The sequence below is a fragment of the Collinsella sp. BM28 genome (assembly GCF_054551995.1).
Genome location: NZ_JBTOLJ010000001.1, coordinates 486,735 through 505,560, shown reverse-complemented (window position 1 = coordinate 505,560; position 18,826 = coordinate 486,735). Strand labels below are relative to the sequence as shown.

The following is an 18,826-nucleotide window of genomic DNA, read 5'->3' as shown; positions in this document are numbered from 1 at the left end:
TCGGCGCGCATCTACATGGTACCGTTACGGAAGACCGAACGGAGGATGCATGGACACGACTTGGGGCATCGCCGACCTGCTCGCACGTCACCGAGGCATCATCGCCGTGGTGGGAAGCGGGGGCAAGTCGACACTGCTCACCAGCGGCGGACGCGCGCTCTCCGCCCAAGGGGCGCGCGTGGTGCTCGCGACCTCGACGCATATGCTCCCCCCGTCGAACATGTCGCTCCTGGACGGCGTGGAGCGGCTCGATGCCGTCCTCGCGCGTGACGGCATCGCGGCGGTCGGAGCGTTTGACGCCACGACGGGCAAGGTCGCCGAGCCCCCGTGCGGCATCGATGCGCTCGCCGCGCATGCCGATTACGTGCTCGTCGAGGCGGATGGGTCGAGATGTCTGCCCCTCAAGGCCCACGCAACCTGGGAGCCGGTTATCCCCGCCCGCGCGTCCCTAGCCGTCCTCGTGGTGGGGGCGAGTGGCTTCGAGCGACCAATCGCCCGGACCGTACACCGACCCGAAGTCTTCTGCACGCTCACCGGGGCGAAGCTGGAGGCTTCCGCAACACCCGAACTCGTCGCACGCGCCATCGCCGCCGAGGGCCTCGTGGACGCGAACGGCCTCGTCATCGTCAACCAAGTCGACGATGACCGAGCAGCGCGGCAGACGCGCTCCTTCGCTGCGGAGCTCCGTCGCTCGTGCCCCGCCTCCATATACGCCGGATCCCTGCGAACCGACCGGCTGCAGCGCATTTGAATCCCGCGAGCGCGCTTTGCGAACTCGATCCCTCGCCGAGCGAGCGCCTTTCGTCCGTTTCACATGAGTGCAACGCACGAAAGGCGCTCACCCGAAGCGGCCTATACGATTTCCAAATGACGCCGCTGCCGACATGCTTCCTTGATGCGCTCGAGATCAGCGGGGATATCGACGTCGATAAGTTCGCACGCTTCTCGTGCCTCGGTCAACGACACCTCGAGCTCCCCCGACCTGAAGAGCGATGAGCCCCCATCGGAGCCCTGCAACGCCATAAGCACCGGAATGCAACGTGCGGGAAAAAGCACGGGAGAGCCCGGAACGCCGCGCCAACTCAAACGGCATGCTCGCGAGGGATCGCGTGTGAACGCCTCCGCAAGGGCACGGAAACTCTCACGCATCACCAATGGCTGGTCACCCGGAAGAAACAGAACGCCGTCCCAGCCTCGCGCATCGGCATAGGCGGCGCCGGCACGAACCGTGTCGCTCCTCCGCGGCTGGATATCGACGCAGGGGCTCACCACGGCGACGTTGAGCCCCGCGAACCGCACGACCGAGTCGACCTCAGACCGCCAGGCAACAACCGCAATTTCGAATAGGTCATCAGGCACGCTCGCCGCCGTCTGGACCACAAGCGGAACTTCACCAAGCGGTCCGTCGATGGACGTGAGCAACTTGGAGCCCGTGCCTCCTGCCATGCGGAAACGTTCGCCCGCCCCTGACGCCATGACAATGCAACCGAGCTTCATGCAAGTCCCTTCGAACTCTTATCCATCGCCCCAGTATCTCCCAAAAAACGAAAGATGGGGTCGCCACACGCCAACCGTTTGCGCGCAAGTCGTCATTTTCGGAACTGGGTTCGCGGTCTCCCTTCCCCCAAGAGACCCACAGCAACAGCGCATGACGAATCTCGTTGTAAAGCGGCTCAAGCCAAGAAGTCTCCGAGGCCGACAGCTATAACCGCGACGCAAGAATACCGTTCGGCTCCCTCCCGAAGAGGGAAATACCGCAATCAGCGCAGTCGGCGAAACGTATAGGGGTTTGAAATTAAACCGCATTCATGACAAGAATGGCCCTCCCGCGCATTGCGGAAGGGCCCTGACTGCGCCGTGCGCGCGAGCCGCCTTAGGCGCGAAGCCCCTTCAACTCGAGGAGCTATCGGTTTGAAGCGCTCTTGGCGTATTTATTCCTCGCTATCGTCCTCGGGAACGATCATGTTCAGCACAAAGGCGACGATGAAGGCAACCACGAGCGAGCTGCCAAAGACGTTCTGCACAAGCTGCGGAGCGAACTGCAGGATCTCGGGCACGCTGGCGATGCCGACGCCCAACGCGAGCGAGATGCCCACGATCATGCGGTTACGGTAGTTGAGCGGCTGCTCGGAAATGAGCTGGATACCGGAGAGCGTAATGGCGGCGAACACCGTGATGGTCGCGCCACCGAGCACCGGCTGCGGGACCGTGGCAATGAGCGACATGAGCTTGGGGCAGAAGCCCGCGACGAGCATGATGCCGGACACGATGGCGAACACGCGCTTGGCGACGACCTTGGTGGTGCAGATGAGGCCGACGTTCTGGCTGAACGGATCGGTGGGCAGGCCGCCGATGAGCGCGCCGATCATGCCGCAGATGCCCTGGCCCTTGATGGCGCCGCCAAGTTCGGTGTCCTTCGCGTCGCGACCAAAGCCACCCATGGTGGTGGAGGACACATCGCCGATGGTCTGCACGGCCTGGACGATGTACATAAGGATCATCATGATGATCGCGTCGGGGTGGAACTCGAGACCAAAGTGCAGCGGGATGGGCGCAGAGATGATCGCGGACTCGGCGACCGGCGTGAAGTCGATCAGGCCTCCCATGATGAGCGCGACCACGTAGCCCACGCCCACGCCAATGACCATGCCGGAGATCTTGATGTAACCCTTGCCGAACAGGCTGCAGGCCAGCGTGACACCGAGGGTGACCGCCGCGAGGATCCAGAACTCGGGAGAGCCGAAGGTCCCGGCCGCCTTTGCCCCTGCTCCGCCGCCAAAGTAATTGATAGCGGTGGCATAGAGCGACAGGCCGATGGCGAGCACGACCGTGCCGCACACGATGGGCGGGAAGAACTTACGGATCTTGCCGATGAACATGCCGATGAAAATCGAGACGAACGCCGCCACGAGCTGGGCACCAAAGATCGCGGCGATACCGTACTGCATGCCAATCGTGGTAAGAATGGGCATGTACGCAAACGCGACACCCATGACACTGGGAAGCCCCATGCCGAACCCGAGCACCGGGAACAGCTGCACAAGCGTGGTAAGCCCGCCGATGATCATCGCGGACTGCATGAGCATGGTCTGGTCGGCGGCGGAAAGGCCACAGGTACCGGCGATGAGCATGGGCGGCGTGATGTTGCCCACGAGCATGGCAAGGACGTGCTGCATGGCCTGCGGGAACGCCTCTCCAAACGACGGCTTACCGTCGAGTTTGAAAAGTTCGCCCTTTTCCTCCGTTGAAACCTGTTCGGTCATTCAAGACTCCTTCCTGTGCAACTCCCCGACCTCGCGAGTTTAAGATCGAGAGCCCCCTTAGGGCACGCTGCGGATTTTCAACCCCTCAACTTTACTGGAATCCAAGCCATGGAACTGCGAGAATCTCGCCCGTGCGGCGATCTTTCGAGGCCCGAGGCGCACATCGGGGGAAGCGCCCGGGCGACAGGGCCAGCGGGACATCGATGCAGATGGGCGCGCCCCCGTCGGATGGCGTGACGAGGGCGCGCGATGGGGTTTCGACGCGAGCAGGCGGGCAGGGCCCCTCGCGCCGAGGGTGGGATGGCGTGGACCGTATGGGGGGGGCGTCACCCTCCAAGGTAGGCGCGACGAACGTCGTCGTTGTGGAGCAGCTCGTCACCGGTGCCCGAAAGGGTCACGTGGCCCGTCTCCATGACGTAGGCGCGCGAGGCGATGGAGAGCGCCATCTGGGCGTTCTGCTCAACGAGTAGGATCGTGGTACCAGCGGCATGCAGGTCCTTCACGATCTGGAAGATCTGCTCGATCAAGATGGGGGCGAGGCCCATGGAGGGCTCATCGAGCATCAGCAACTTGGGTGCGCTCATGAGCGCGCGACCCATGGCGAGCATCTGCTGCTCGCCGCCGGAAAGCGTGCCTGCAACCTGGCGGCGGCGCTCCTTGAGGCGCGGGAAGTGCGCATAGACGCGCTCGAGCCCGGGGGCGATCTCGGAGTTGGGACGGGTGTAGGCGCCCATCTCGAGATTCTCCTCGACACTCATCTGGGCGAAGACGCGCCTGCCCTCGGGCACATGCGCCAGACCGCGCTCGACGAGCTTATCTGCGGGGACATGCATGATGTCCTCGCCCATGAACTCGATCGAACCCGTACTCGAGCGCAGCAGGCCCGAGAGCGTCTTGAGCGTCGTGGACTTGCCGGCGCCGTTTGCGCCGATGAGCGCGACGATCTCGCCCTCATGGACCTCAAACGAGACGTCCTTGATGGCGTGGATCGCGCCGTAGTAGACGTTGATGTCCTCGACTTCGAGGACCTTGTTGGCAGTGTCCGCAGCCATCGTCTTTACGCCTCCTTCTGCTTGCCGAGGTACGCCTCGATGACCGCCTCGTTGCTCTGGATCTCCTCGGGCGTGCCCTTGGCGATGACCTTGCCAAAGTTCAGCACGCAGATGCCCTCGCAGATGTTCATGACGAGGCTCATGTCGTGCTCGATGAGCATGATCGCAATGTTGAAGGTATCACGGATCTTGACGATATTCTCCATGAGCTCGGCGGTCTCGGAGGGGTTCATGCCGGCGGCGGGCTCGTCGAGCAGCAGCAGGCTCGGGTTCGTGGCGAGCGCGCGCACGATCTCCAGGCGGCGCTGGGCACCGTAAGGGAGGCTCCCCGCCTGATGACTGGCGAGATCCTGCATGTCGAAGATTGACAGCAGCTCGAGGGCGCGCTCGTGCGCCTCGGCCTCGCGACGCCAGTACGCCGGCGTGCGCAGGATGCCCGAGAGCGTGGAGTAGGCCTTGGTGTTGTGCAGGCCGACCTTGACGTTCTCCTCCACCGTCATGGTGTTGAACAGGCGGATGTTTTGGAACGTGCGGGCGATGCCCATGCGGTTGACCTGGTAGACGGACTTGCCGCTCGTATCGTTGCCGTTGAGCAGAATGGTGCCGCGGGTGGGAGCGTACACCTTGGTGAGCAGATTGAACACCGTGGTCTTACCCGCTCCGTTGGGACCGATGAGTCCGGCGATCTCGGTCTTGCCAATGGTGAGGTTGAAGTCGTCGACCGCCTTGAGGCCGCCGAAATCGATGCCCAGGTGCAGGGCCTCGAGAACGGGAGCGGAATCGACGTCGCGCTCAGGCACGATGGAGTGGCTGGGGACCGGCACCATCTTGCCGCGCTCGAATTCGAACTTAGGCATCTGCCGACACCTCCTCTTCGGACGTCTTGCGCTTGGGGATAACGCGGGCCACCAAGTTCTTGAGCGAGTCGTTGTTGGTACCGATCATCACGAGGATCAGCACGATGGCGTAGACGAGCATGCGGTAGTCGGAGAACTGACGCAGCGCTTCGGGCAAGATGGTGAGGATCGTCGCGGCGATGATCGAGCCGCGCATGTTGCCCAGTCCACCCAGGACGACGAAGACCAAAATGAGAATGGACATGTTGAAATCGAACTTGGTGGCGGACAGCTGTGAGAAGCTGTTGCCGAACAGCGCACCCGCGGCACCTGCGAGGGCGGCGGAGACTACAAAGGCGATCATACGGTACTTAGTAGTGGAAATGCCCACGGACTCCGCGGCGATGCGGTTGTCGCGCACGGCTAGGATGGCGCGGCCGGTACGGCTGCGCACGAGGTTGAGCACGATCACGAGTGCGACCATGACCAGCACGAAGCCGGCGAATAACGTCGAGATCATATCCGTGCCCGAAGCTCCCTGCGCGCCCTTGATAATGGCGACGCCGGTCTCGGAGAGGCCGAGGTTGTCGACCGTGAGCTTGCCCGTGAGATTAAACAGGACGTGGAGCCCGCGCTCGTCCACGCCCACGATCAGGCAGGTGACGACCTCTTTGATGATCTCACCGAACGCGAGCGTCACGATGGCGAGGTAGTCGCCGGACAGGCGCAGGACCGGAATGCCAATGAGGAACCCGGCAAGGGCGGCGCAGGCGGCACCCACGACAAGCGCTATCACGAGACGGACCGTGTCGTTGGGGATCGCCTCGGAAAGGCTCATCGCGGCGACGATGCCGCTGTAGGCACCCACGCTCATGAAGCCCGCATGGCCGAGCGACAGGTCGCCCGCGACACCGACGACGAGGTTGAGGGAGATGGCCATGACAATATAGGCGCAGATGGGCACGAGCTGGCCCGCGATCATGCGCGGGATCATACCGGCGTCCTTGAGGAAGGACACGACGATGAACGCGAGGATGACTAGGGCGTACGTCAAAAAGTCACTGCGCGTCTTCTTGTTCTGGAGGAACTTAAACATGGCGCTACACCTTCTCGGGGACGTACTTGCCGAACAGACCGGCGGGCTTGACGAGCAGCACCACGATGAGCACGCCGAACACGATGGAGTTGGCGAGGCTCGTGGAGATATAGGCCTGGGCCATTGCCTCGATGATGCCGAGCAGGATGCCGCCCACAAAGGCGCCGGGGATCGAGCCGATGCCGCCGAAAACGGCAGCGGTGAAGGCCTTGATGCCGGGCATGGAACCCGTGGTGGGCTGGAGCACCGGGGAGTAGGAGCACAGCAGGACACCGGCGATGGCGGCGAGCGCCGAACCGATGGCGAAGGTCATGGAGATGGTGCGGTTGACGTTGATGCCCATGAGTTGGGCGGCCGCTTTATCCTCGGAGACCGCACGCATGGCCTTGCCCATCTTGGTCTTTCCGGTGAACCACATGAGACCCACCATGATAAGCAGGCAGGCGATCACCGTGACAAGCGAGACCGCCGAGACGTTATAAGCCTTGAGGAACGCCGGTACCGGGAAGCTCACGATGGACGTGAAGTTCTTGGGCGTGGCGCCCCAGATGAGCTGCGCTGCGTTCTGCAGGAAATAGGACACACCGATGGCGGTGATCAGCACGGCAAGCGGGCCGGCCTGGCGCAAGGGCTTGTACGCAAGCCCCTCAATGAGAATGCCGAGCGCCGTGCAGACGGCGACGGCGGCGATGACCGACACGATCGCCGGCAGCCCCATGTACGAGGTCACCACGAACGAGATATAGGCGCCGATCATGATGACGTCTCCGTGGGCGAAGTTGAGCATCTTGGCGATGCCGTACACCATGGTATAGCCCAGGGCGATGATGGCATAGACGCTTCCCATCGACAGGCCGTTGACGAGGTACTGCAAAAAGACCGTCATAGCCTCTCCCCCTTTCTTCTTTCACGCGCCGCATGGCGCAACAGGCAAAGGGACGGACCCTCGGTAAAGGCCCGTCCCCATCGTAGCTTGATGCACCGCGCGGCGGCACAGGACGGACGGCGCTTAGGCCGCTACGTACTTTCCATCCTTGATTACGTAGACCATCGGGTCCTTCTCGACCTCACCCTTGTCGTTCCAGGTGAGGGTGCCGGTGAGGCCCTCGACGGTGATCTTGGTCATTGCCTCGGGCAGCTTGGCGGCGACGTCGGCCGGATCGGCGTCGGCACCCAGACCGGCCTCGGCGAGTGCGAGGGAGACCGCGTGGACCGCGTCGTAGGCGTCGGCGGCGAACTGATCGGGCACCTCGTCGTAAGCGTCCTTGTAGGCAGCGACGAAATCGGCGTTCTTCTCCTCGTCCGCAGAGAACGGGGTCATGAGGTAGAGGCCCTCGGCCAGGGAGGTATCGAAGCCCTCGACGCCCAAGATGCCATCCATGCCGTCGCAGCCCATCATCTTCACGTCATAGCCCATCTCGTTGGCGTTAGCCAGCAGAACGGAGGCGGGGGTGTAGTAGATAGGGGCGAAGATCATCGTGGCGCCGGCGTCTTTGGCCTTGGTGAGCTGGTTGGTGAAGCTCGTGGCGGAATCGTCCTTGAAGGTCTCCTCATCCACGATGTTAAGCTTGAGCTCCTCGGCCTTTGCCACGAAGGCGTCGCGGATGCCGGAGGAGTAGGTGTCACCGGAGTTGTAGAACACGACGAACTTCTCGTCGGGGAACATCTCGGCGAGCTTCGTGGCGGCGTTGGCACCCTGGTTGGGGTCGTTGAAGCAGGCCTGGAACACGCAGGTCTTGTCGGCAGTGACATCGGGGCTCGAGGCGGACGGGGTGATCATGAACATCTGCGGGTCCTGATTGGCGACCTCGGCCACGGCAAGCGAAGCGCCGGTAGTGGTGGGGCCGACGAGTGCCTGCATGCCCCAGTCGGCGAGGCTATTGAAGGCGTTGACGGACTTCTCGCCGTCGGCGACGTCGTCCTCGGACTTGCTGACGAACTTGAGGTCGTCGGTGGAGAAATCCTTACAGGCGAGCTCGACGCCGTTGCACACGGAAGTGCCGTACGACGCGGCGGAGCCCGTCAGCGGGCCGATGGCACCGATCTTGAACGCGGAGCCATCGTCAGCGGCAGCGGTGGAGCCGCCCTCGGACTCGTTGCCGGAGCAGCCGGCTAGAATACCTACAGCCCCCAAACCTGCTACGCCCGCGATAACGCTTCTGCGATTCATTACAGGGTTGAATGACTTACCGGTGAGGCACGACATGCGGCTCTCCTTTCAAACGAGGCCGGCTGAAAGCACGGCGATGAGCTGGCCCGCGGGTATATTTGCGCGGTTGCTCTAGGGTACACGCTTTAGCATACCGGAGTAAGGAAAATCCCCTCGAAATATCGGTGAAACAATTGCGTGCCCATTCATGCGAAGTCGTTCCGAAAATATGCATGTATTAGCCTCGGTAGGGACTTGATTGCATCTAAGGCACCATGTAACACAGTTGTTACGCAGCACAGAGGCCGCATCCGTATGCAAGCGGGTAAAATGCAGGCTATGCAAGAATCAGCCCCGTCGCGCGCATTCGCGCGACAGCAGGTAAAGGAGCGCGTCATGCACCAGAGCACCCGCACCGTCAACGTCGGACTCATCGGCTTGGGTACCGTCGGTGGCGGCGTCTTCCAGCTGATCGAATCCCATGCCGAGAAATACCGCCGGGCCTACGGCATCGACCTGCGCATCGCCCGCGCCTGCGGCCTCGACGAGTCGCGCGCCCGCGAACTCGGAGTCACCGCGGAGCAATTCACCACCGATTGGCGTGACGTCGTAAGTGACCCGCGCATCGACATCGTCGTCGAGGTCATCGGCGGAGAGCATCCCGCGACTGAGATCTTCACGGAGGCCTTTGCCGCCGGCAAGCATGTCGTCTCGGCTAACAAGGCCCTGCTCGGCCGCCATATGGCCGAACTTGCGGGTGCCGCCAGCGCCGCGGGCGTTCAGCTGCGCTGCGAGGCGTCCTGCGGCGGCGGCATCCCCATCGTGGGCACGCTCGAGCACGACCTCACCGGCAACAACATCCTTGCCATCGCCGGTATCGTGAACGGCACCACCAACTACATCCTCTCGCGCATGACGACCGAGGGCCTGGGCTACGAGGAGGTCCTGGCCGACGCCCAGCGCCTGGGCTACGCCGAGGCCGATCCCACCGCAGACGTCGATGGCTTCGACGCCGCGAGCAAGATCGCCATCCTCTCCTCCATCGGCTTTACCACGCGCATCACCACCGACGATGTGTATATGCAGGGCATCCGCAAGATTTCCGCTGAGGATATCGAGGTCGCGCGCGAGCTCGGCTACGCCATCAAGATGCTCGCCATCGGACGCCGCACCGATGAGGGCGTGGACATCCGCGTGCACCCCGCCATGATCCCCGCGAGTCACCCGCTCGCCGGCGTGAACGGCGCCATGAACGCCGTGTACGTGGTGGGCGATGCCGTGGGCGAAACCATGTTCTACGGTGCCGGCGCGGGCGCCTTCCCCACCGCGAGCGCCATCGTGGGCGACGTCATGAATCTCGCCGAAGACATCTCCGCGGGCGTGAAGCCCCTGCCCGAACCCGCGCCCTTCGCACGTGAGCTTCCCATCCGCAACGTGGCGGACCTCGAGACCCGCTACTACGTGCGCCTGACCGCTGACGGCACGGACGGTGTCGCGACGGGCGCCACAGAGGTTCTCAATCAACACGGCGTCACTGTCGAACGCGTCATCCCGCGTGAGAACGGATCGTTTGCACTGCTCACCAACACCTGCCGTGAGGGAAACATGTTCGCCGCGCTTGGGGCGCTCTCTGGCGCCGCTGCGGCCGTCGAGGTGGCCAACGTCATCCGCATCGAGGACATTGCCGATTGGACACAAGGCGTCGAGGCGAATTAGCACGGCCTTCACGCTGCGGCTTTTGCTTCGCATGAGTCTTCTGTCGCTTCTTTCGTTCGGCAACCCCCAGATTTCCTGCGGATACGAAGCTTGAATCCTTGCCACCGTTGCAAAAATCTGGGTAATCTAGATAAGCGTGTCAGTTAAACGACTGAGAGGGCACGGAGCGCACGCGTTCCGCGCCCTCTTTCTTGAAAACCGCCGTCCGCATCATCCATCTCCTAACGAAAGGCAGACATGCTCCTGCAACTATTCCTCATCATCGTTGGATTCGCCCTGCTCGTCTGGGGCGCCGACCTTCTCGTAAACGGGTCGAGTCAGATCGCCGCACGTGTTGGCCTTCCCGACCGCGTCATTGGCCTCACGGTGGTCGCCGTGGGCACCGCCATGCCCGAGCTCGTGGTCTCGGTCGTCTCCGCCGTGGATGGACACGCCGACATGGCGTTCGGCAATGTCGCCGGAAGCTGCATGGCGAACCTCCTGCTGATTCTCGGCATGAGCGCGGTCATCACGCGCCTACCGCTCGCCCGCCACACCCAGCGCTTCGAGATCCCCGTGAGCGTCGCCTCGGTGCTCCTGCTCATGCTCCTCTCCAATACCGGGGGCGAGCTCACTGCCGTCGAGGGTCTGATCCTGCTTGCCGTCTTCGCGGCGTTCATGGGCTACACCGTGTTCCTCGGCCTGCGCGAAGGCGACAGCGGCCACGAGGAGCTCGACCCCGAGACGCAGCTCATGCCTCATGAACTCGAGGATGAAGACGACGATGTCGCCGAGGAGGAAGACGAGGGCGAGCCCCGTGGCATGCACGTCTCGATCGCCCTTGTGCTGTTCGGCATCGCCCTGCTCAAGTTCGGCGCCGACTACGTCGTGAACAACTCCGTCGAGATCGCCACCGCGCTCGGCATCAGCGAGCGCATCATCGGCCTCACCGTCATCGCGCTCGGCACCTGCCTGCCCGAGCTCGTCACCAGCGTCGTTGCCGCGTTCAAGGGCAACACCGACATCGCCGTGGGCAACGTCGTGGGCTCGAACATCACCAATGTCCTGCTTGTCATGGGCGTGCCCGCGCTGTTCTCCCCCATTGTGTATGCATTCAGCTACAACATCGACTTCGCCCTGCTCGCGATCTTCTCCGTCGTCCTCGTGGGCTTCGCCTTTGTGGGCACCAAGCACACCATGACTCGACGCGAGGGCGTTTTCTTTGTGTTCATTTATATCGTCTACATTGTTGCCTCTGCCGTGCTGTAACACATCGCGATCATGCGGCGAAACACTCCCGTCGCACGCCACAGCTGCACGCGAAAAGCCTGCTTCACACAAACCGCCTCCCATCTCTCGGACCTCGAAGGATGGGAGGCGGTTTGTTTGGGCGCATCGGGACTTTTTCATCGCGCGCGATCTCACAAAGAAGGTGCGCGCCGTTAATTGGACGGTTTTCGAGCTAATTTAAGAGCAGGTCGGACGCAGGACTTCCATAGACGAAAAAGCAGCAGATATCTAGGCGTCAAGATCCTTTAGCTGCTCCGCCCCTCCCAGACTTCTTGGCATATCCGCTCTATTTGTAGTCTCAGATTTCGCAAGGGCAATGAAAATGGCTAAAAAGTACCGTTTTGTACCGTTAGCTGCACTTGACTATTGAGCATTCAACCCTTTCGCCACGGTTTTAGACTTCCCTGGGCACATATTGCACTACCCAGAGGCTCACAAAGCCGAGAAATACATCCCGTAGCCCATGCGGAAGCAGAATCGAGGCTCTGCGCGGGGTTCGACAAGGCCATCAGCGATACAAAACGGTATTTTTTAGCCAGAAATCCCATTCTAAGGTGTTCATCCATAAAAAAGGCGGGACCCACTTGAGTGGATCCCGCCTTGCAAAGAGCTTGTACGCTCAGGCAGCTTGCAGGCGATGCACCTGCAGGAAACTACTTGAGGGTGACGGCAGCGCCGGCAGCCTCGAGCTTCTCCTTGGCAGCCTCGGCGTCCTCCTTCTTGGCACCCTCGATGACGGCCTTAGGAGCGTTCTCGACGACCTCCTTGGCCTCCTTGAGGCCGAGAGAGGTGAGCTCACGGACGACCTTGATGACCTGGATCTTGTTGTCGCCGAAGCCCTCGAGCACGACGTCAAACTCGGTCTTCTCCTCGGCCTCCTCGGCAGCGGCAACAGGGCCGGCCACGACGGCGGCAGGAGCGGCGGCGGAAACGCCGAAGGTCTCCTCGATAGCCTTCACGAGCTCGGAAGCCTCGAGCAGGGTCATTTCCTTCAGAGCCTCGATGATCTCATCGGTGGTAAGCTTAGCCATTTCTAAGTCCTTTCGGTTTCCCTGCATCTGGCAGGGAGATCAAACTAAAGTACGGCGCGCAAAGCGCCAGAGGTGCGGCCTTAGGCGGCCGCGGGAAGGCCGCCGACTAGGCCGCCTTCTGCTCGGAGATCTGCTGAACGGTGCGAGCGAGACCAGAGGAAACGCCGTTGACGCAAACAGCAATGTCGCGAGCGAAGCCGTTGATGAGACCGGCGATCTGACCCAGGAGCTGATCCTTGCTGGGGAGCTCGGCGATGGCGTCGACCTCGGCAGCGGTAACAGCCTGACCGTCAGAGATACCGCCCTTGATCTCGAGAACGCCCTTGGACTTCTTGGCGAACTCCTTGAGCACCTTGGCGGCGCTGACAGGCTCCTCCTCGAAGAACACGTAGGCGAGCGGACCAGCGAGGATCTCGTCGAGGTTCGGCTGCTCCTTGTTCTCCAGGGCGATGCGGACGAGGTTGTTCTTGTACACCTTCATCTGAGCGCCGCACTCACGAAGCTGCTTGCGGAGCTCCTGAGCCTGAAGAACGGTGAGGCCGTTGTAAGCCACGACAAAGACGCCGGCGTTGGACTCGAGCTTGGACTCGATCTCGGCAACTGCATCGATCTTGTACTGCTTTGGCATGTGGTACACCTCCTTCTTGTTCTTTCCCGGGCACGACCCGCCTTAAGAGTGGCGGGGGTGTGTCTCGAAAAAGAAACCCCCGCGCTGCAAGAGCGACGGGGGTGAGAAGACATATCTACTCAACCACCTCGGCTGGCGGGTTGCCCCTTTACTCCGTTGCACCCGTCTGAGCGGGCACGCGGGAACCGGCTGTCTCTGGCAGCGAATCGTGCGTGTGCGGTTAGGTAGTATCGCAAGTAAGGAAGTGGGCGTCAAGTGGCAACGGTAGCGACGCTAATCGCGCACAAGCTGCACACATTGACGGTGCGCTCGTTGGCCCTGCGCTCGTTGAAACATCCTCGTTCGTTTCAAACCCATGATAAATCACATTACCAGGCCCTTTTCTGTGAGGAATCATGGATTTGAAACGAAACGGCTATTTCAAACATAGGATTCCTCACAAAGGTCCCGGGCTAGGCGGAATTTGAGACCCGGGCAAGGGGGTGCTAGGGCCCCGGGCTAGGCGGAACTGGGGTCCCGGGCAGGGGGGGGGCGCCAGAGCCCCGGGCAAGGCCGCGCAAAGGGCACGGGTCAAAGGCACGGCCGCTCCCAAATCACACGCAGTGCCGCTAGGCAAAGCCCAAGGCGGTGCCGACTATGCGCACGACGAACGCAGCGATCCACGCCACCCCGCATTGCAAGGCAAAGACCGCGACCGCCCAACGCGGGCCCAGCTCGTTCTTCACCGCCCCGATTGCCGCCACGCACGGCGGGTACAGCAGCGTGAACACGAGGAAGACATAGGCGGTAAGCGGCGTGAACAGCGAGGTAAGCGCCGAGGCGGACTCCGTCCCCAGCAGCACCGCGAGCGTGGAGATCACGCTCTCCTTGGCGAGCAGTCCGGTCACGAGCGCCGTCGAGGCGCGCCAATCGCCAAAGCCGAGCGGCGCGAGCACGGGCGCGATGATGCCGCCGAGGCCCGCAAGGAGGCTCTGCGACTGGTCGGACACCACGTTGAGCTGGCCGTCGAAGGTCTGCAGGAACCACACGACGATACTCGCCGCGAAGATGATGGTGAAGGCGCGCTGGATGAAGTCCTTCGCCTTGTCCCACGCGAGCATCACCGTCGTTTTGGCGGAGGGTAGGCGGTAATTTGGCAGCTCCATGATGAACGGCACCGGCTCGCCCTTAAACGCCGTACGTTTGAGCACGAGCGCCACCACGGCGGCGACGGCGACGCCCAGTAAGTAGAGCGACACCATTGCCAACACGCTGTTGCGAGCGAAAAAGGCTGCGGTGAGCAGGCCGTACACGGGCAACTTAGCAGAGCAGCTCATGAACGGGGTGAGCATGACGGTCATCTTGCGGTCGTGTTCGGAGGGCAGGGTGCGCGTCGCCATGATCGCCGGTACGCTGCAGCCGAAGCCCACGAGCATGGGCACGAAGCTGCGCCCCGACAGGCCGAAGCGGCGCAGGACCTTGTCCATCACGAACGCGACGCGCGCCATGTAGCCGGAGTCCTCGAGCATCGAGAGCAGCAGGAAGAGCACGACGATAAGCGGCAGGAACGACAACATGCTGCCAACACCCGCGAACACGCCGTCGATAACGAGCGACTGGACCACGGGGTTCACGCCGGCGGCCGCCAGCGCGCCGGCCGCGAGGCCGGTCAGCCACGAAACCCCCTCCTCCATCAGGCCCTGCAGCCATGCACCGAGGGAGCCGAACGAGACCCAGAACACGAGCGCCATGATGAGCAGGAACGCGGGAAACGCCGTGAACCTACCGGTGAGGATGCGGTCGATCGCCACCGAGCGCTTGTGTTCGCGGCTCTCGCGGGGCTTGACCACGCAGGCACGGCACACCTCGCCGATGAACGCGAAGCGCATGTCCGCCAAGCCCGAGAGCCGGTCCTTCCCGGACTCCCCCTCCATCTGGCTTATGATGTGCTCAAGCGCATCGAGCTCGTTTTGATCGAGGCCGAGCGCCTCCTGCACCAGAGTATCGCCCTCGACAAGCTTGGTCGCAGCGAAGCGCACGGGAATCCCCGCTGCCTTCGCGTGGTCCTCGATCAGGTGCGCGACGCTGTGGATGCAGCGATGCAGGGCGCCGCCATCGGGTCCGTTGGACGCGCAGAAGTCGAGACGACCCGGACGTTCGCGGTAACGCGCGACATGCATCGCGTGTTCCACGAGCTCCCCCGTCCCCTCGTTTTTGGCGGCGGAGATGGGCACGACCGGAATGCCCAGCATGCTCTCGAGCAGGTTGACGTCGATGGTGCCGCCGTTCGCGGCAACCTCGTCCATCATGTTGAGGGCGAGCACCATGGGACAATCGAGCTCCATGAGCTGCATCGTAAGGTAGAGGTTGCGCTCGATGTTGGTGGCGTCGACAATGTCGATGAGAGCGTCGGGCTTCGTCTGTAGGATGAAATTGCGGCTCACGACCTCCTCGCTCGTATAGGGCGAAAGCGAGTAGATGCCGGGCAGGTCGGTGATGGTCGCCTCGGGATGCCCCTTGATCTGGCCGTCCTTGCGGTCGACCGTCACGCCGGGAAAGTTGCCCACGTGCTGGTTCGATCCGGTGAGCTGGTTGAACAAGGTGGTCTTGCCGCAGTTCTGATTGCCGGCGAGGGCGAAGGCGATGGGATTCCCCGCGGGAATCGAATGGGCACCGGGACGGGGGCGATAGGCCTTCTCCCCCAGAGCCGGATGCTCGGTCGAACCGACCGCGGCGTTCTCGCGCTGAAGCTTGTGCGCGTCGTGGATATTCGCCAACGCGATGCGGGCCGCATCCGCACGGCGCAACGTGAGCTCGTAACCGCGCAGGCGAATCTCGATCGGATCGCCCATGGGCGCGTACTTCATCATGGTCACCTCGGTGCCCGGGGTGAGGCCCATGTCGAGAATATGCTGACGAAGCGCCTGGTCGTCCGAGTCAACCGATGCGACGACGGCGTCCTTGCCGATCTCCAGATGATCGAGGCGCAGGGGCCATACGCAAGCTTCGGGCTCCGTGCCCGTCGGCTCTGATGACGTGTCGATTGCGTGTTCCATTCCGCCCTCCCATCGCGCCCGATCCAGTCTCACGAGGGCGCGGCACATGTTACCCATGGCTGTCATTCGTGATGATGATAACGCGACCGACAACGACAGGAGCCATGCAGCCAGATTTCCGCAATCTCGATCTCGGTCCCGAAACGAGCGAACCGAGGGGCAAAGCGGAACGTCGCGCAAAGCGCCTGGAGGCACGGGGCGCCGCACGCGAGCCGCGGGACGCGCCATCCCAGCAGACGCGTTAGATGGGGAGCCCCTCGCCACCGAGGTGCGAGGCGGGGTCGGCAGCCTCGAGCAAGGTGAAGCGGCCATGGTCGTATCGATACACGAGCACGCAACAGTTGGGGAAGGGGTCGGGGAGTTCGTCCTGGGCGAACTCGCTCCAGGCTCGTGCAAACGTCTTGCACGCGGCCCCGTGGCTCACGACGAGGACGTTTCCCGTGCGCGGAGCACCCGTCGGAAGGGGCTCGATCGCGCACGCCTCGATGGGAGCGTCGCTGCGGCCCGGAATGGGTAGCGCTGCGGACGCGGAAGTGTGCTCGGTAGCCGCGTCCCGCTCCAGGTCCCCACATGCGATCGCGCGCATGGCCCTGTTCAGGCGCTCGGTCAGCTCCTGTTCGGATTCTCCCCCGAACGCCACCGGATAATCGCCCATCGGCTTGGGCAGCGCAAGCACGTCGGTCCCCTCGAGCGCACCGAAAGAGCGCTCGCTCAGGCCCATGAGGCGCGCATACGGCCCACCCCACAGTATCTCCGCCGTCGAGCAGGCGCGCTCGGCGGGCGAGGAGAACGCCGCATCGAATTGGACGCCGCGCCCGTGCAGCCAGGCGGCCGCGGCGCGGGCCTGCTCGCGGCCGAGGTCGGTAAGCGGCGAGTCGCAGCGGCCTTGGATCAGCAGGCGTGTGTTGAATACCGTCTGACCATGGCGGACGAGGTAGATCATGCGGGACACGAGCCAGACCTTTCACTCGTGGAGTGGGCATCGTTACGGTACGGCATTATACGGCCCCTCTCCCATCGCTACGCCCTCACATCATGCGACATCCTCATCGAGCTTCACCGAAAACTTCGCCCTTTCCGTTACGGCGCGGACGCGCTAGAGTAATCCTCAATCTCGTTTGCCCTCCACCCCGCAAGGACCCGTGATGGCCGCTCAATTCCCACACTCCGAGGATGCCGATCCCGCTTGCGGGTTCACCATCGGCCTCGCACTGCTCGACGCGGGCACAGGGAAGCTCGGAGCCGCATTGCTCCACCTCGCGGACGACCTCGAGGAGGCCCTCGGCGTCTACGAGCGCACGTTCGCCCCCCAACAGCCAGACGGCATCGCCCAAGCGCGGGATATCCGCGTCCAACGCATCGTGCCGCCCATCCCAAGCGCGGCCGAATCGACAGGTCCAGAAGAGGCTGCGCGCATCGCCGGAGCGTTTCCCGGCCACGTGCGCCCCCTATACGCGCTCGCCGCAACCGACACCTATGCCTGCACTCCCGCCGAACACGCGCTCATGCGCCTCACGGCGTCTTGTCGCGAGGCCGGCGTCCCCTGGGGCGGCGGACTTGCGTGCGGCGGCGGCTCCCTCATCGAGCCGTGTGCACGCGGTCCTCGTATGGGCCGTATGCGCCGCGCACGCTCCGAGCGCATCGACCAGCTAATCGCCGCCATCCGCTCACGCCGTGCCGTGAACGACATGATCGATGGACCCGCCTCGGGCATCCTGCTCGCCCCATGCCCCCTCCCCGCACCCCTCTACCCTTTAGCGACCAACTTCTACGAAAGGCATTGCCCATGATGTGGCTCGGCGTCGACGGAGGCGGAACTAAAACCGCCTTCTCCCTGTATGACGATGACATCACCTTCGTCGATCGGCTGGTACTGGGCACCTGCCATTACTCGCAAGTGGGCTTCGAGGGCATGGAGCGCGTCCTTTCCGAAGGCGTCTGCTGGGGACTCGATCGAGCCTCCCACACGTGCATCGAGCCCGCTGCTCCCAGCGTGGGCATCGGCTTCGCCCTCTGCGGCTACGGCGAGGGCGCCGATGTATCGCGACGCATGGACGAGGTGGTGGAACGCATCGCCGGCGCACGGCCCCATCTGTTAGTCAACGACGTCGAGGCCGCCTGGGCCGCAGGACTGGACTGTGCGGACGGCATCGCCATCATCTCCGGCACCGGGTCCATCGCGCTGGGCGTCTGTCGAGGCGAGAGCATGCGCTGCGGCGGATGGGACTACGAGCTCGGTGACGAGGGGTCCGGCGGTTGGCTGGGCAAGGAGGCCCTGCGAGCGTTCACCCGTCAAGCCGATGGGCGCGACGCGCGCGGTGCCCTGTACACACTCGTGCGCGAAAGACTCGGTATCGACGATGACTTCGACGTAATCGGGTGGGCTCAGCGTCATTACGCCGAGCGCTCATCGGTTTCCGCGCTCGCGCCGATCGTCACGGATGCCGCCCGTGCCGGCGACATCTCCGCTCTCGCCATCCTCGAACGCGCCGCTCAAGAAGAGGCCGACATGGTCGACGCGATCGTCCGGGGGCTATTCCATCGCAGCGGGCCACAGAGCGCGTCCATCCCCGTCACGTATGTGGGCGGGACCTTCGCCGCGGGCGACCTTCTGCTCGAACCGCTTGCCCGCGCGCTCGGTCCCGGTTGCCGCCTCGTTGCACCGGCACACGAACCCGACCTCGGCCCCGTCCTCCTCCTCAAAAACAAAACCCGCGGCATCTGATCCCAACGGAGCGCGGAAGCACCGAT

At 63.2% G+C, this 18,826-nt stretch carries 16 protein-coding genes; 5 read left to right on the top strand and 11 right to left on the bottom strand.

The window, feature by feature from the left end:
* Positions 1-49 precede the first annotated feature (49 nt).
* Positions 50-751, top strand: a complete 702-nt coding sequence (gene yqeC / locus ACX9NZ_RS02115; protein WP_118654116.1) for a selenium cofactor biosynthesis protein YqeC — start codon at positions 50-52, stop codon at positions 749-751.
* A gap of 101 nt (positions 752-852) precedes the next feature.
* Here yqeC and ACX9NZ_RS02110 read toward each other — a convergent pair whose 3' ends face one another.
* The 7 genes from ACX9NZ_RS02110 to ACX9NZ_RS02080 all read right to left on the bottom strand — a co-directional run bounded on the left by ACX9NZ_RS02110 (position 853) and on the right by ACX9NZ_RS02080 (position 8,453).
* Positions 853-1,497, bottom strand: coding sequence for a nucleotidyltransferase family protein (locus tag ACX9NZ_RS02110; RefSeq protein ID WP_118654115.1), 645 nt, complete (start codon positions 1,495-1,497; stop codon positions 853-855).
* A 434-nt stretch (positions 1,498-1,931) separates the two neighbouring features.
* Positions 1,932-3,263: a uracil-xanthine permease family protein gene (locus tag ACX9NZ_RS02105; RefSeq protein WP_294158009.1), complete on the bottom strand. Its 1,332-nt coding sequence runs from the start codon at positions 3,261-3,263 to the stop codon at positions 1,932-1,934.
* Positions 3,264-3,589: 326 nt separating this feature from the next.
* On the bottom strand, positions 3,590-4,315 hold the full coding sequence (locus tag ACX9NZ_RS02100) for an ABC transporter ATP-binding protein (RefSeq protein ID WP_118654113.1): 726 nt from the start codon (positions 4,313-4,315) through the stop codon (positions 3,590-3,592).
* Positions 4,316-4,320: 5 nt separating this feature from the next.
* Entirely contained in the window at positions 4,321-5,172 is an 852-nt protein-coding gene (locus ACX9NZ_RS02095; RefSeq protein ID WP_294122311.1) for an ABC transporter ATP-binding protein, read from the bottom strand.
* Positions 5,165-6,247 carry a branched-chain amino acid ABC transporter permease gene (locus tag ACX9NZ_RS02090; RefSeq protein WP_294158013.1) on the bottom strand — a complete coding sequence of 361 codons (1,083 nt, stop codon included), beginning with the start codon at positions 6,245-6,247 and terminating at the stop codon, positions 5,165-5,167. The genes ACX9NZ_RS02095 and ACX9NZ_RS02090 overlap by 8 nt, the downstream gene beginning before the upstream one ends.
* Before the next feature lie 4 nt (positions 6,248-6,251).
* Positions 6,252-7,133 carry a branched-chain amino acid ABC transporter permease gene (locus ACX9NZ_RS02085; protein WP_294158015.1) on the bottom strand — a complete coding sequence of 294 codons (882 nt, stop codon included), beginning with the start codon at positions 7,131-7,133 and terminating at the stop codon, positions 6,252-6,254.
* 123 nt (positions 7,134-7,256) lie between these two features.
* Positions 7,257-8,453 carry an ABC transporter substrate-binding protein gene (locus ACX9NZ_RS02080; RefSeq protein WP_199588920.1) on the bottom strand — a complete coding sequence of 399 codons (1,197 nt, stop codon included), beginning with the start codon at positions 8,451-8,453 and terminating at the stop codon, positions 7,257-7,259.
* Positions 8,454-8,792: 339 nt separating this feature from the next.
* Between ACX9NZ_RS02080 and ACX9NZ_RS02075 the strand changes: the two genes are divergently transcribed.
* Both ACX9NZ_RS02075 and ACX9NZ_RS02070 read left to right on the top strand, forming a co-directional pair.
* Positions 8,793-10,112 (top strand): homoserine dehydrogenase, encoded by a 1,320-nt coding sequence (locus tag ACX9NZ_RS02075; RefSeq protein WP_118654110.1) that lies wholly within the window; start codon positions 8,793-8,795, stop codon positions 10,110-10,112.
* Positions 10,113-10,349: 237 nt separating this feature from the next.
* Positions 10,350-11,360 (top strand): calcium/sodium antiporter, encoded by a 1,011-nt coding sequence (locus ACX9NZ_RS02070; RefSeq protein WP_304292476.1) that lies wholly within the window; start codon positions 10,350-10,352, stop codon positions 11,358-11,360.
* Between the two features lie 674 nt (positions 11,361-12,034).
* On the opposite strand, the gene rplL is transcribed toward ACX9NZ_RS02070, so the two are convergent.
* The 4 genes from rplL to ACX9NZ_RS02050 form a co-directional block, all read right to left on the bottom strand.
* Positions 12,035-12,412: a 50S ribosomal protein L7/L12 gene (rplL, locus tag ACX9NZ_RS02065; RefSeq protein ID WP_118654108.1), complete on the bottom strand. Its 378-nt coding sequence runs from the start codon at positions 12,410-12,412 to the stop codon at positions 12,035-12,037.
* Between the two features lie 106 nt (positions 12,413-12,518).
* Positions 12,519-13,040: a 50S ribosomal protein L10 gene (gene rplJ, locus ACX9NZ_RS02060; protein ID WP_118654107.1), complete on the bottom strand. Its 522-nt coding sequence runs from the start codon at positions 13,038-13,040 to the stop codon at positions 12,519-12,521.
* Positions 13,041-13,648: 608 nt separating this feature from the next.
* Positions 13,649-16,075 (bottom strand): ferrous iron transport protein B, encoded by a 2,427-nt coding sequence (gene feoB, locus ACX9NZ_RS02055; protein ID WP_317440372.1) that lies wholly within the window; start codon positions 16,073-16,075, stop codon positions 13,649-13,651.
* 241 nt (positions 16,076-16,316) lie between these two features.
* Positions 16,317-17,018: a histidine phosphatase family protein gene (locus tag ACX9NZ_RS02050; RefSeq protein ID WP_118654137.1), complete on the bottom strand. Its 702-nt coding sequence runs from the start codon at positions 17,016-17,018 to the stop codon at positions 16,317-16,319.
* A gap of 202 nt (positions 17,019-17,220) precedes the next feature.
* Between ACX9NZ_RS02050 and ACX9NZ_RS02045 the strand changes: the two genes are divergently transcribed.
* The gene (locus ACX9NZ_RS02045) at positions 17,221-17,865 is read left to right on the top strand and encodes a hypothetical protein (RefSeq protein WP_317440373.1); all 645 of its coding nucleotides are present in this window, start codon (positions 17,221-17,223) and stop codon (positions 17,863-17,865) included.
* The gene (locus tag ACX9NZ_RS02040) at positions 17,862-18,800 is read left to right on the top strand and encodes an N-acetylglucosamine kinase (RefSeq protein ID WP_330005197.1); all 939 of its coding nucleotides are present in this window, start codon (positions 17,862-17,864) and stop codon (positions 18,798-18,800) included. The genes ACX9NZ_RS02045 and ACX9NZ_RS02040 overlap by 4 nt, the downstream gene beginning before the upstream one ends.
* Positions 18,801-18,826: the final 26 nt, after the last annotated feature.

Excerpts from the sequence above, each read along its gene's own strand:
- yqeC (WP_118654116.1), top strand. The coding sequence starts at position 50 with ATGGACACGACTTGGGGCATCGCCGACCTGCTCGCACGTCACCGAGGC.
- ACX9NZ_RS02110 (WP_118654115.1), bottom strand. The coding sequence starts at position 1,497 with ATGAAGCTCGGTTGCATTGTCATGGCGTCAGGGGCGGGCGAACGTTTC.
- ACX9NZ_RS02105 (WP_294158009.1), bottom strand. The coding sequence starts at position 3,263 with ATGACCGAACAGGTTTCAACGGAGGAAAAGGGCGAACTTTTCAAACTC.
- ACX9NZ_RS02100 (WP_118654113.1), bottom strand. The coding sequence starts at position 4,315 with ATGGCTGCGGACACTGCCAACAAGGTCCTCGAAGTCGAGGACATCAAC.
- ACX9NZ_RS02095 (WP_294122311.1), bottom strand. The coding sequence starts at position 5,172 with ATGCCTAAGTTCGAATTCGAGCGCGGCAAGATGGTGCCGGTCCCCAGC.
- ACX9NZ_RS02090 (WP_294158013.1), bottom strand. The coding sequence starts at position 6,247 with ATGTTTAAGTTCCTCCAGAACAAGAAGACGCGCAGTGACTTTTTGACG.
- ACX9NZ_RS02085 (WP_294158015.1), bottom strand. The coding sequence starts at position 7,133 with ATGACGGTCTTTTTGCAGTACCTCGTCAACGGCCTGTCGATGGGAAGC.
- ACX9NZ_RS02080 (WP_199588920.1), bottom strand. The coding sequence starts at position 8,453 with ATGTCGTGCCTCACCGGTAAGTCATTCAACCCTGTAATGAATCGCAGA.
- ACX9NZ_RS02075 (WP_118654110.1), top strand. The coding sequence starts at position 8,793 with ATGCACCAGAGCACCCGCACCGTCAACGTCGGACTCATCGGCTTGGGT.
- ACX9NZ_RS02070 (WP_304292476.1), top strand. The coding sequence starts at position 10,350 with ATGCTCCTGCAACTATTCCTCATCATCGTTGGATTCGCCCTGCTCGTC.
- rplL (WP_118654108.1), bottom strand. The coding sequence starts at position 12,412 with ATGGCTAAGCTTACCACCGATGAGATCATCGAGGCTCTGAAGGAAATG.
- rplJ (WP_118654107.1), bottom strand. The coding sequence starts at position 13,040 with ATGCCAAAGCAGTACAAGATCGATGCAGTTGCCGAGATCGAGTCCAAG.
- feoB (WP_317440372.1), bottom strand. The coding sequence starts at position 16,075 with ATGGAACACGCAATCGACACGTCATCAGAGCCGACGGGCACGGAGCCC.
- ACX9NZ_RS02050 (WP_118654137.1), bottom strand. The coding sequence starts at position 17,018 with ATGATCTACCTCGTCCGCCATGGTCAGACGGTATTCAACACACGCCTG.
- ACX9NZ_RS02045 (WP_317440373.1), top strand. The coding sequence starts at position 17,221 with ATGGCCGCTCAATTCCCACACTCCGAGGATGCCGATCCCGCTTGCGGG.
- ACX9NZ_RS02040 (WP_330005197.1), top strand. The coding sequence starts at position 17,862 with ATGATGTGGCTCGGCGTCGACGGAGGCGGAACTAAAACCGCCTTCTCC.